At 31.7% G+C, this 12,108-nt stretch carries 11 protein-coding genes; 1 reads left to right on the top strand and 10 read right to left on the bottom strand.

Annotated features, from left to right (window positions below; translation table 11 throughout):
* Positions 1 to 52 precede the first annotated feature (52 nt).
* The 5 genes from OC535_RS12335 to rny all read right to left on the bottom strand — a co-directional run bounded on the left by OC535_RS12335 (position 53) and on the right by rny (position 4,687).
* Positions 53 to 379 carry a YlbF/YmcA family competence regulator gene (locus OC535_RS12335; protein ID WP_034595443.1) on the bottom strand — a complete coding sequence of 109 codons (327 nt, stop codon included), beginning with the start codon at positions 377 to 379 and terminating at the stop codon, positions 53 to 55.
* Positions 372 to 1,706, bottom strand: a complete 1,335-nt coding sequence (miaB, locus tag OC535_RS12330; RefSeq protein WP_498823956.1) for a tRNA (N6-isopentenyl adenosine(37)-C2)-methylthiotransferase MiaB — start codon at positions 1,704 to 1,706, stop codon at positions 372 to 374. Before miaB ends, OC535_RS12335 begins: the two co-directional genes overlap by 8 nt.
* A 293-nt stretch (positions 1,707 to 1,999) precedes the next feature.
* On the bottom strand, positions 2,000 to 2,260 hold the full coding sequence (locus tag OC535_RS12325) for a stage V sporulation protein S (RefSeq protein ID WP_024721439.1): 261 nt from the start codon (positions 2,258 to 2,260) through the stop codon (positions 2,000 to 2,002).
* Between the two features lie 46 nt (positions 2,261 to 2,306).
* Positions 2,307 to 3,086 carry a TIGR00282 family metallophosphoesterase gene (locus OC535_RS12320; protein ID WP_024721440.1) on the bottom strand — a complete coding sequence of 260 codons (780 nt, stop codon included), beginning with the start codon at positions 3,084 to 3,086 and terminating at the stop codon, positions 2,307 to 2,309.
* A 44-nt stretch (positions 3,087 to 3,130) separates the two neighbouring features.
* Positions 3,131 to 4,687, bottom strand: coding sequence for a ribonuclease Y (rny, locus tag OC535_RS12315; protein WP_024721441.1), 1,557 nt, complete (start codon positions 4,685 to 4,687; stop codon positions 3,131 to 3,133).
* Positions 4,688 to 4,986: 299 nt separating this feature from the next.
* On the opposite strand from rny, the gene OC535_RS12310 reads away from it, so the two are divergent.
* Positions 4,987 to 7,164: a DNA topoisomerase III gene (locus OC535_RS12310; RefSeq protein WP_227051910.1), complete on the top strand. Its 2,178-nt coding sequence runs from the start codon at positions 4,987 to 4,989 to the stop codon at positions 7,162 to 7,164.
* A 93-nt stretch (positions 7,165 to 7,257) separates the two neighbouring features.
* Here OC535_RS12310 and recA read toward each other — a convergent pair whose 3' ends face one another.
* The 5 genes from recA to fucO all read right to left on the bottom strand — a co-directional run bounded on the left by recA (position 7,258) and on the right by fucO (position 11,771).
* On the bottom strand, positions 7,258 to 8,277 hold the full coding sequence (gene recA / locus OC535_RS12305) for a recombinase RecA (protein ID WP_227051912.1): 1,020 nt from the start codon (positions 8,275 to 8,277) through the stop codon (positions 7,258 to 7,260).
* Between the two features lie 37 nt (positions 8,278 to 8,314).
* Positions 8,315 to 8,773 carry a CinA family protein gene (locus OC535_RS12300; protein WP_024721443.1) on the bottom strand — a complete coding sequence of 153 codons (459 nt, stop codon included), beginning with the start codon at positions 8,771 to 8,773 and terminating at the stop codon, positions 8,315 to 8,317.
* On the bottom strand, positions 8,773 to 9,366 hold the full coding sequence (pgsA, locus tag OC535_RS12295) for a CDP-diacylglycerol--glycerol-3-phosphate 3-phosphatidyltransferase (RefSeq protein WP_024721444.1): 594 nt from the start codon (positions 9,364 to 9,366) through the stop codon (positions 8,773 to 8,775). Before pgsA ends, OC535_RS12300 begins: the two co-directional genes overlap by 1 nt.
* The gene (locus tag OC535_RS12290) at positions 9,366 to 10,373 is read right to left on the bottom strand and encodes a helix-turn-helix domain-containing protein (RefSeq protein WP_024721445.1); all 1,008 of its coding nucleotides are present in this window, start codon (positions 10,371 to 10,373) and stop codon (positions 9,366 to 9,368) included. Before OC535_RS12290 ends, pgsA begins: the two co-directional genes overlap by 1 nt.
* Before the next feature lie 252 nt (positions 10,374 to 10,625).
* Positions 10,626 to 11,771, bottom strand: coding sequence for a lactaldehyde reductase (fucO, locus tag OC535_RS12285; RefSeq protein ID WP_024721446.1), 1,146 nt, complete (start codon positions 11,769 to 11,771; stop codon positions 10,626 to 10,628).
* Positions 11,772 to 12,108 lie beyond the last annotated feature (337 nt).

The following is a 12,108-nucleotide window of genomic DNA, read 5'->3' as shown; positions in this document are numbered from 1 at the left end:
TTTCTGTTTGATTTTCATAAATTATAAATAGGATTGACAGTTAAGTCAACCCTTATTTTAATAATTGTCCATTTATGTAACTATTTATAAATTGTAAAATCTCATTTACTTCTTCTTTTAAATAAAGATAATTAACAACTATCGGATTATTTTCAAACTCAGCTTTTAACTTTTGATATTCATCAATTGTTTTAATAACTGTTTCATCCTGATTAGCTTTTTGATTAACGATTTTTTTTTGATAAGCTTTTATTTTTGTTTCTAATTTTTTAATTTCATTATCTTGATCGATCAATCGTTCATATTTTTGATATTCTTTGATTACTTCAAGATTTAATAAATAATCATTTAACTCTTTAGCATAATCAAAACTATTCAACCGCTTCACCCTTTAATGCCCATGTTTTAGCTTCAGTAATCTTTACTTTAATGATCTTTCCAATATCTTTTGAATCACCCTTAAAATTAACCAGCTTTTGATGTCTTGTATATCCTGTCAACATTGAATCATCTTTTTTCGAAGTTCCTTCAACTAACACTTCAACAATTTCATTTAAAAACCGCTGGTTTTGTTTATATGCTTTTTCATTGACGATTTCATTTAATTTATATAAACGCTGATCTTTTTCTTCACTTGATACATTATCAACCATTTTAGCTGCTGGGGTTCCAGCTCGCGGAGAATAAACAAACGTATAAGCTAAATCATATTCACATTCTTGATATAATGATAAAGTATCTAAATATTGTTCATGAGTTTCATTTGGAAATCCCACAATAATATCCGTTGTAACTGTGCAATCTGGTATGTATTCTTTAATTTTATGGAATAACTCAAGATATTGCTCACGACTATAACGACGACCCATTAATTTTAGCACCTCATTGTTACCTGATTGTACCGGTAAATGAATCGCCGGCATAATATTATCATATTTAGCAATGATTTTGATCATCTCTTCACTAAAATCCCAAGGATGACTTGTCGTAAAACGGATTCTTGGGATTTTCGTTTTAGCCACATCTTCGAGTAAATTTGAAAAGCTATAATCATCACCTAGATCTTTACCATAGCTATTAACATTTTGTCCTAAAAGAGTAATTTCCTGATAACCATCAGCAACCAACCCTTCTACTTCTTTGATAATATCTTTCGCTAAACGCGAACGCTCTTTACCCCGAGTATAAGGGACAATACAGTATGTACAAAACTTATTGCAGCCATACATAATATTTACCCATGCTTTGTATTTTTTTTCACGACGAACTGGAGCATTTTCAATTACATCGCCTTCTTTAGACCAGACTTCAACAACCATTTCCTTACTATAAAGCGCCTCTTTTAATAATTCTGGTAAACGATGGATATTATGTGTTCCAAAAATCAAATCAACATGAGGATGTTTTTCTAAAATCCGATTAACAACAACTTCTTCTTGCGCCATACAACCGCACATTGCAAAAATTAAATCTGGATTAGTTTTTTTCAAATTTTTCACATATCCAACTTTACCAAATACTTTCTCTTCAGCATTTTCTCTAATTGCACAAGTATTTAAAATAATTACATCAGCCTCTTTGATTTCTGTTGTTGGCTGATATGACATACTTTCTAAAATACCCGATAATGTTTCACTATCTCTTTCATTGGCTTGGCAACCATATGTTTGAATATAATATTTTTTACCAATACCAGCTTTAACCATATCTAAGGGAACATGGTAAGCATCATCATATCGCCTTACTTGATCACGACTTCTTCTTTTTGCTTCATTTAATGAAGGTTTTTTAAAATAACTACTATAATCTTTCATTTGTTCACCACTTTTCTAACATATTATATACATAAATTATCAACATTTCCACAAAAAAATAAGGACTGAATGTCCTTATTATCTAAAAATCCATTCAGCTAAACTCAAAACGGTCTTATAAATAAATTATTTTGACCTTAATTTCAGCATTATTTCTTATTTTTAACAAATTTGCAGCTAATAAATCACTTTAATTCCAATAACAATCTAATCGCTGTAATTTCCTTATCCTCAACGATCAAATCATGAAATGAAGGAATACAAACGATTTCATTTCCTGTAGGAATAATATATCCCCTGGCAATAGCTACCGCTTTTATCGCTTGATTCAAAGCTGCCGCACCAATAACTTGAATCTGCAATTTAGATTCATTTCTAATCATACTAGCAATAGCCCCAGCAACACTATTAGGGCTAGACGATGATGATACTTTGATTGTTTCCATATTTTTGCCTCCTAATCAACTATATGAAAACCCAAAGAAATTATACCTAAATATAAGGATGATCTTGATTAATTAATATTCTTTCGATTTTTACTGGCACATTTTTCTCAAAAGTTAAAATTACCCCTGATAATTGCCCCGTACTTTTCGCTACCATAAAAGGTGCTCCAAAACCTCGTAATCTTGTTACAATAGCATCTAAGTCACAGCCAATCGCACTCATATAAGGTCCTGTCATCCCTACATCACTAATAAAAGCCAACTTCCCATCAATTATTTTTTCATCAGCTGTCTGTACATGGGTATGAGTACCTAGAACAGCACCATTAACTCGATCTTTAACATAATGAGCAAAAGCTATCTTTTCGCTTGTTGTTTCTCCATGAAAATCAATAATATGAATATCTTGAGATAACCCTAAATAATCATCAATAACTTCAAAAGGATTACTATTACGATTATCCATAAAAGCCGACCCTAAAACATTGGTCACCCGTATCTTTTTATTTAAAACATCAAATACCCGTGATTTAACTCCTGGCAACACTTTAGGCTGATTAACTGGGACAATTAATTTATCTGCTTCATCAATATAATCATATAATTCTTTTTTATCAAAAGTATGATTTCCCATCGTCATTGCCTGGATCCCTTGAAACAACAATTCATCATAATGTCTCTTTAACAACCCTTTTCCATGACTGGTATTTTCAACATTAGCAATAACAAAATCAATCTGATGATCTTTAACTAGTCGATGCAAATAATCAGCTACCATCTCTCGACCAATTTCACCAAATATATCTCCAATAAATAATATTTTCATTTTCATTCCCTTTCATATAAAAGGATAGGCTAAGCCTATCCTATTTATTTAGCTACTTCACTAGCTCGTACCTCACGAATCACTGTAACTTTGATATGCCCTGGATATGTAAGTTCTTCTTCAATCTTAGTTTTAATATCTCGAGCAATTTTATGAGACATTAAATCATCGACTTTATCCGGTTTAACAACAATTCGAATTTCACGTCCTGCTTGAATTGCAAACACACGATCAACGCCATCAAAACTTTTTGCCATTTCTTCAAGTTTTTCTAAACGTTGAATATAATTTTCAATCGTTTCACTGCGACTTCCTGGGCGAGCCGCACTTAAAGTATCAGCAGCAGCTACCAAAATTGAAATAACACTAGTTGCCGGAACATCACCATGATGTGACTCGATTGCATTTACAACTACTGGATGTTCTCCGTGTTTTTTAGCATATTTAGCACCTAATTCAACATGGCTTCCCTGCATTTCATGATCGATTGCTTTTCCTAAATCATGTAATAACCCAGCACGTCGTGCTAATTGCTGGTTCAATCCTAATTCAGCTGCCATGATTCCAGCCAAATGAGCTACTTCTAAAGAATGCTGTAAAGCGTTTTGACCGTAACTAGTACGATATTTAAGTTTTCCTAACATCATCACGATATCTTTATCAATTCTAGAAATACCCAATTCAAATATTGCATCCTCACCAGTTTTTCTAATTACTTCATTTAGTTCATTTTTTGTTTTTTGAACAACTTCTTCAATTCTTCCTGGCTGAATTCGTCCATCACGAATCAACGTTTCTAATGATAATCTTGCAATTTCACGACGAACAGGATCAAAACATGAAATTGTAATCGCTTCCGGAGTATCATCAATGATTAAATCTACTCCCGTAGTTTGTTCGATTGCTTTAATATTCCGGCCTTCGCGTCCAATGATTCTTCCCTTCATCTCTTCACTTGGTAAAGCAACTACCGAAACTGTTCTTTCTACTGTTTCTTCTTGAGCATAACGATTAATTGCATTTGCAATTATATCACGAGAAAGCATACTGGCTTTAGACTTTGCTTCCTCTTCCTGCTCTTTAATATAGGCTGTCATTTCTGTAGCAGTTTGTTGTTCAACTTGTTTGAACAATTCTTGCTTAGCTTCATTTGCTGACATCGCAGCAATTTTCTCTAATTCGCCAACTTTGGCATCAATTTTTTCTTTTAATTCAGCTTCTAGTTTCCCTAGTCTGGCTTCTCTTTCGTCTAATTGTACTACTTTTTGCGCTAAAACATCTTCTCTTCCCTGAATAGCAATATCTCTTCGATCAATTGTCTGTTCCCTTTGTAAAAGTTTATTTTCAAGTTCATTAATCTCTTGTCTTTGTTGCTTTGCTTCTTTTTCAGCAAGTAGTTTTAACTCATAAGCTTCTGTCTTAGCATCTAAAATCGCTTCTTTAACAAGATTATCTGCTTTAACAGTTGCTTCATCTATAATTTTTGCAGCACTTACGTTTGCTTTAGAAATTTTTAGTTTGTTAATGAAATAGTCAATAAAAAAACCTAAAGCTACAGCTAGAACATAGGTTAAAATAGAAACGGCATTAATTCCTGACATTATTTGCCCTCCATTTTCTTCTATGTAGTTTATTTTTATGAATATATGTATTCATTGCGCCAAAGGCACAATAGTATTGTATAATATTTTCAGTTTATTTACAATGAAAACTATTTTTACTTAATTTTTTTTCTTTAAATATCCTGAGCAATTTTTTTGTTGATTATACGCAGATATTTTATTAGAATTAAAATATCTTTGATTTTATCAAGCAAAAAAAGATAGCGGTATCATTTTTAAATAGTCATGTACATGATACTAGATGATATGATAAAATAAATAAGAAATGAGGTAATAAAATGGCAAAAACATTAATTTTAGCTGAAAAGCCATCAGTAGGACGTGATATTGCACGTGTTTTTAATTGCAATAAAAATGTCAATGGTGGCTTGGAAGGTAACAAATATATTGTAACTTGGGCTTTAGGACATCTTGTCACTTTAGCCGACCCTGAAAAATATGATAAACATTATCAAAAATGGGATATTAATGATTTACCAATAATCCCTTCAAAAATGCAGCTTGTAGTCATTAAACAAACAACAAAGCAATACAATGCAGTTAAAAATCTAATGAATCGTAATGATGTCAATAACATCGTTATTGCAACTGATGCTGGAAGAGAAGGTGAATTAGTAGCTCGCTGGATCATCAATAAAGCTCATATTAAAAAGCCAATGCAGCGACTATGGATTTCTTCGGTAACTGACAAAGCTATTAAAGAAGGTTTTAAAAATCTTAAAAATGCTCATGATTATGATGCTTTATATCATAGTGCATATAGCCGCAGTATTGCTGACTGGTTAGTAGGCATCAATGCTACTCGAGCCTTAACTTGCAAATATAATGCTCAATTAGCCTGTGGACGTGTTCAAACTCCAACCTTGGCTATGATTGCTAAAAGAGAAGAAGAAATCAGGAATTTCGTTCCTCGTAATTTTTATGGCATAAAAGCAGCAACTGGTAATATCAACTGGTCCTGGCACTCAAACAAAAATGAAACTTATCTTTATAACGAAGAGAAGATCGATCAAATAATTGATAATCTTTCCAAACAGCCTTTAAAAATCAATGAAATCAATAAAACAACAAAAAAGAAATATGCTCCCCAATTATATGATTTAACCGAATTACAAAGAGACGCTAATAAACTTTATGGCTTTTCAGCTAAAGAAACATTATCGATCATGCAAGATCTCTATGAATACCATAAAGTTTTAACTTATCCCCGAACTGATTCACGTTATTTAACAGATGATATTGTTCCAACTTTAAAAGAGCGTCTTGAAGCTAGTCGGGGTGGGTATTATGATCACATAATCAACAAAATTTTAGCTAACCCAATAAAAAAACAAGCTCATTTTGTAAATAACAGCAAAGTAAGTGATCATCACGCTATTATTCCTACAGAACAGCCAGCTATGCTAGGATCATTTACCGATAAAGAATTAAAAATTTATGAACTAGTTTTAAAACGTTTTTTAGCTGTTTTACTTCCACCATATCTTTATGAACAAACAGTTATTAAAGCTTCTATCAATCAAGAAAGATTCATCGCCAGAGGGAAAATTGAAAAACAGATCGGTTGGAAAGAAGTTTATGGTCAAATCGAAGATGAAGATAGCGATGATCAATCACTACCATCATTAAAACTAAATCAAACTTTAACTGTAAATGAGCTTACTAAAACTACTGGTCAAACAACACCACCAGCATATTTTAATGAAGCAACATTATTATCAGCAATGGAAAATCCGATTCAATTTACAAACAGTTCCTCAAAACAAATTAATACTACATTAAAAAACACGGGTGGTTTAGGGACTGTTGCAACAAGAGCTGATATCATCGAAAAACTTTTCAATACTTTCTTAATTGAAAAACATGGCAATGATATTAGAGTCACTGGAAAAGGCAGACAACTATTACAACTAGTACCCCAAGATTTAAAAGAGCCAGAATTAACTGCTAAATGGGAAATGGAACTAGCAAAAATCGCTAAAAACAAGCAGAAATCAAATGTATTTATTAATGAAATCAAAACATATACTCAAGATTTAATTACAGAAATCAGTGCCAGCGAAGCTAAGTTCAAACATGACAATCTAACCTCTAAAAAATGCCCTGAATGCGGCGAACTAATGCTTGAAGTAAATGGTAAAAAAGGAAAAATGTTAGTATGTTCAAACCCTGATTGTAAACATCGTGAAACTCTTTCAATTATTACTAACGCTAGATGTCCAAACTGTCATAAAAAACTTGAACTAGTTGGTAAAGGTGATAAGCAGCTGTTTGTTTGTAAAACATGCGGTTATCGTCAACATATGAACGCCTTTAAAAAAGAGCGCGAAAACAAGCAGCAGACAGCACGCAAAAATGATGTAAAAAAATATCTACAGCAGCAAAAAAAGCAACAGACAAATATTGAAGATTCACCATTTGCAGCTTTATTAAAACTTAAAGATGAATTAAAATAGTTCTTATCGTTTGATAAGAACTATTTTATTAAAGATCATATCTTATATTTTCAAATCAATAATAAAAAAATTAAGAATTTAATCTTAATTTTTTTATGCCTGTTCTAAAGATTTAATAATAGTTTGTGTAATTTCTTCCATGATTTCTGGGTGTGTGTTTAAGAAATTTTTAGCATTTTCACGTCCTTGACCAATCTTGTCACCTTTATATGCATACCATGCACCACTTTTTTCAACAATGTCTTTTTCTACTGCTAAATCAAGTACTTCGCCATCACGTGAAATTCCTTTACCATAGATAATATCTACTTGAGTAGATTTAAAAGGTGGTGCTACTTTATTTTTTACTACTTTGATATTAGTCTTATTTCCAACAATATCTGTTCCTTGTTTGATTGCTTCACTACGACGAATTTCTATCCTAACTGAAGAATAAAACTTCAAAGCTCTACCACCTGTTGTCGTCTCAGGATTACCAAACATAACACCAATTTTTTCTCTTAACTGATTAATAAAAATTATTGTACATTCAGATTTATTTAATTCGGCTGCAATTTTTCTCAATGCTTTAGACATCAAACGTGCCTGTAGCCCCATTTGTGCATCACCCATTTCACCATCTAACTCAACTTGGGGAACTAATGCTGCCACAGAATCTACAACAACTAAATCAATTGCACCAGAACGAACCAACGTTTCCGCAATTTCCAAGCCCTGTTCACCAGAATCTGGCTGTGATAAAATTAATTCATCAATATTAACACCTAAACTTTGTGCATAAACAGGATCGATAGCATGTTCAGCATCAATAAACGCTGCCCGTCCACCTTGTTTTTGACATTCAGCTATAGCATGAAGAGTTAAAGTTGTTTTCCCACTTGATTCGGGTCCATAGATTTCGATTATGCGTCCTTTAGGATATCCACCGATTCCTAGCGCCAAATCAAGAGTTAAAGATCCTGTAGGAATTACATCAACACTAACAGCAGCACGATCACCTAGCTTCATTACAGAACCTTTTCCATATTTTTTTTCAATTTGTTTAATAGCATCATCTAATGCTTGTGCTTTTTTAGCTTCTTCTTTATTTTCTTTTGTCTTTGCCTCTGCCATTTACTTACCCTCCTACTATTATATACTTTCTAAATTATTAATTTACTTTAATTTTTTCAATTAATTTTCTAACTACAAAATCAATTGCCTGTTGCTGAATTTCTTCACGCGTACCTTTTAACTTTAATTCGTAAATATTAACACCTTCGTATAAAATACCAATATATACTAGACCAACCGGTTTCCCTTCCATCGCATCTGGTCCAGCATTACCAGTAAAAGACACACATATATCACTATCCAATATTTGCTTCCCATTAATGCACATTAAAGAAGCTATCTCTTTACTTACTACACCATATTTTTCGATTACTTCATGAGATATTCCTAATAATCTTTCTTTTGTTTTATTTTGATAAGTTACTAAACTTCCTTTATAAACCTTAGAAATGCCAGGAATACTTCCTAGCATTGCAGCAAAATTACCTACTGTAAAACTTTCTACACTAGATATACTAATATTATATTTTATTAATGCTTTAGCTAATTCATCCATCACATTGTCTCCGTAAGCATTTCTTGATTTTTAATAAAATAATCGATTCCACTGATTACTGATATAATTGTTGCTACCCATGCTAAAATTGCAGCAATATCAACTCTCAATGCAGAAAAAGGAAAATTATTTACTAATAAAAAACCTAAAGCAATCATTTGACTGACTGTTTTTAATTTTCCTAATTTACTAGCTGCAACCACTACTTGTTTACTAGCTGCAGACATTTTAATAGCGTCAACTATCGTATCACGAGATATCATGATTATTGGGATAATAATGTTAATTGTACCATCACTTGCTAACAGTAAAAAAATTGTATTGATTAATAACTTATCAGCGATTGGATCGGCAAATTTACCAAAAGTAGTAATTAATTTATTTTTTCTGGCTATTTGTCCATCAAAATAATCAGTGATTGAAGCAATTATAAAAATGATCAATATAATGATATTTGTCAGGGCGATATCTGTTTGTAAGATATGATAGACAGGAACATTAATTCCTGCCACATCATAAGGAAACATATATATCAAAATTAATAACGGTACTAACAGCACTCTTGTAATCGTCAATTTATTAGGTAAATTCATTATTTCACCTGCGTTATCTTAAGGGTCTCACTACCCCCGTTATATTCACTTGGATCAATTTCTAATAATTCATCATTGATATAAAAACGATGTCCCATGAAATATCCAATTCTTAAATCTAAGTTTTCAAAAGTTTCTGCATCGAATTCTAATTCGATAGTGTCAGGAGTTGCATCTAACGAATTACTTTTATTAGCATCATTATAAATTCCGCTCTTGAATCCCTCATACTCTGTCCCATTTACTTTTAATTGACACCATGTACGCCCCACAAATTCAGCCTTAAATTTAATTTTTTCTTCTCCATCAGCTAATTTAAAACTATAATCCAATTTTCCATTCTTAGTTATTTCCACACTATTAGCTGTTGTTTGCCCATCATCTTTCTTATCATCATTTTTATCATCTTCGTTATCTTTTGTATCATTAGAATCATCTGTATCTTGAGTACCACTTTCATTATTTCCCTCAACAGTCGGCGTATTATTTTCTTTAAAACCATTGTTATCACTAGGTGATTTACTTGCAACAATCGAATACCAAACAACGAAAATAATCGCTACACAAACCAAAACAACCAAAGCATATTTAAAATATCTCATCAAATAACGATCTTCATAGACTCTTTTATTGGGAACTGGTTTTTTAGGTTTAACACCCTTTAAATCCTTAAATGTATCACTTACTTTCCCAGAAATAGTTACATTTTTTTTATTTTCTTCATCAGATCGTTTTTTTCTTTTATTTTGATTTATTTGTTCTAATTGTATCTCTTGAGTCAATGCTTCAAACTCAGCATCCAACTCTTTTTCTTCCATTCCTAAATACTTGGCAATTTTTCTCAAATACATCTTTAAATACAATTCATCGCCTTTATACTTATCAAATGCTCCTGATTCTATATCTTTCAAGACAGCTACAGAAATAAATGTTCCTTTAGCTAATTCCTCTAACGTAATTCCTCTAGCTTCACGCTCTCTTTTTACATGTTCGCTAATACTTTCCATGAGCTATCCTCCTTTTTCTATTTAATTAAAAAACCCATAATAAACATTTAAATTATATCATAATTATTATTATTGACAATAACCTAATCACATTTATTTTATGAAAGATTTTTAAAATTTATACATCATCTCTTTAAATCTGTTATCCCAAATAGATAATAATATTTTTTTATTAACTTTAAGTTAACAAAAATATTATATTTTATTAAAAAAACTGAATAGATTTAAATCTATTCAGCAATATCTTAATTATTATAGTAAAGATTCATACAATTTTTTGATTTCCTCAATATTTGTATCTCTTGGATTACCTGGACAGCAGGCATCAGCTAATGCTGATTCACTTAAGAAATCTAGATCCTCAGCTTTTACAATTTCTTTTAAGTCAGCTGGAATTCCAACATCAATTGATAATTGTTTAACTGCATTTATAGCTGCTTTTCTGTATTCTTCTTGAGTCATACCAGTTGTATCTACACCCATTGCTTCAGCAATATCTTTATATTTTTCTCCAGTATATTCTGCGTTATATTCCATAACTGTTGGTAAAATAATAGCATTAGCAACACCATGAGGAGTATCATATAAAGCTCCAAGTGGGTGAGCCATTGAGTGAACTAATCCTAAACCTACGTTAGAGAATCCCATACCAGCAACATATTGTCCTAAAGCCATACCTTCTCTACCTTCTGGTGTATTATCAACTGCACCTCTTAATGATTTAGAAATAATTTCAATTGCTTTGATATGGAACATATCGCTCATTTCCCAAGCACCTTTAGTAATATAACCTTCAATTGCATGAGTTAATGCATCCATACCAGTCGCTGCCGTTAAACCTTTAGGCATCGTTGACATCATATCTGGATCAACAAATGCAACAACTGGAATATCATGTACATCTACACATACCATTTTTCTATTCTTTTCAGCATCAGTAATAACATAATTTATAGTAACCTCAGCTGCAGTTCCGGCAGTCGAAGGAACTGCAAAAATTGGTGTACAAGGATTTTTAGTATCTGCAACACCCTCAAGACTTCTGACATCCTCAAATTCAGGGTTTCGATCAATAATACCTATTGCTTTAGCAGTATCCATTGATGATCCTCCACCAATCGCAATAATATAATCAGCACCAGCATCATGTAATGCTTTCACACCATGTTGAACATTTTCAATAGTTGGATTTGGTTTGATTTCTGAATACACTTCATAAGCCAATCCTGCTTCATCTAATAAATCTGTCACTTTTTGAGTTACTCCAAATTTAATTAAATCTGGATCTGAACAAACTAAAGCTTTTTGAAAACCTCTTGCTTTTGCTTCAGTAACAATAGCTTCGATTGCTCCTTTTCCATGATAACTTGTTTCATTTAATACAAATCTGTTAGCCATATTTTATAATCTCCTTTGTTTTATGTTGATTATATTTTATCATTCATGTGAAATTAAAAACAAGTTACAGATGAAAGAGTTTGTAACATTTCAAAAAATTATTATATATAACTAAATATTTATTTTTAATTTTCCATTTATCCAAAAAACAAGAACTAATATCAAACAAACTCTAGCAAAACTCTCATATAAGTTTTACCATTTGGACGAAATATCATTATTATTATTAAGTATCTTTGTCAAAAAAATGCTAATCTATTTTTATAACTCAATATTTTATTTCCCTATTAGATAACCGGCTTATTTGTTAAAAAAACTCACTTAACAGGAACGTATC

This window comes from Clostridium sp. Marseille-Q5894, assembly GCF_946902305.1.
GTDB lineage: Bacteria > Bacillota_I > Bacilli_A > Erysipelotrichales > Coprobacillaceae > Thomasclavelia.
Note: the sequence above shows the minus strand (reverse complement) of the source record. Positions and strands in the feature narration are given on the sequence as shown.

What these genes read in the sequence shown, in the direction of transcription:
- miaB (WP_498823956.1), bottom strand. Translation starts at nt 1,706, where the DNA reads ATGGTTAAAGCTGGTATTGGTAAAAAATATTATATTCAAACATATGGT.
- OC535_RS12325 (WP_024721439.1), bottom strand. Translation starts at nt 2,260, where the DNA reads ATGGAAACAATCAAAGTATCATCATCGTCTAGCCCTAATAGTGTTGCT.
- OC535_RS12320 (WP_024721440.1), bottom strand. Translation starts at nt 3,086, where the DNA reads ATGAAAATATTATTTATTGGAGATATATTTGGTGAAATTGGTCGAGAG.
- rny (WP_024721441.1), bottom strand. Translation starts at nt 4,687, where the DNA reads ATGTCAGGAATTAATGCCGTTTCTATTTTAACCTATGTTCTAGCTGTA.
- OC535_RS12310 (WP_227051910.1), top strand. Translation starts at nt 4,987, where the DNA reads ATGGCAAAAACATTAATTTTAGCTGAAAAGCCATCAGTAGGACGTGAT.
- recA (WP_227051912.1), bottom strand. Translation starts at nt 8,277, where the DNA reads ATGGCAGAGGCAAAGACAAAAGAAAATAAAGAAGAAGCTAAAAAAGCA.
- OC535_RS12300 (WP_024721443.1), bottom strand. Translation starts at nt 8,773, where the DNA reads ATGGATGAATTAGCTAAAGCATTAATAAAATATAATATTAGTATATCT.
- pgsA (WP_024721444.1), bottom strand. Translation starts at nt 9,366, where the DNA reads ATGAATTTACCTAATAAATTGACGATTACAAGAGTGCTGTTAGTACCG.
- OC535_RS12290 (WP_024721445.1), bottom strand. Translation starts at nt 10,373, where the DNA reads ATGGAAAGTATTAGCGAACATGTAAAAAGAGAGCGTGAAGCTAGAGGA.
- fucO (WP_024721446.1), bottom strand. Translation starts at nt 11,771, where the DNA reads ATGGCTAACAGATTTGTATTAAATGAAACAAGTTATCATGGAAAAGGA.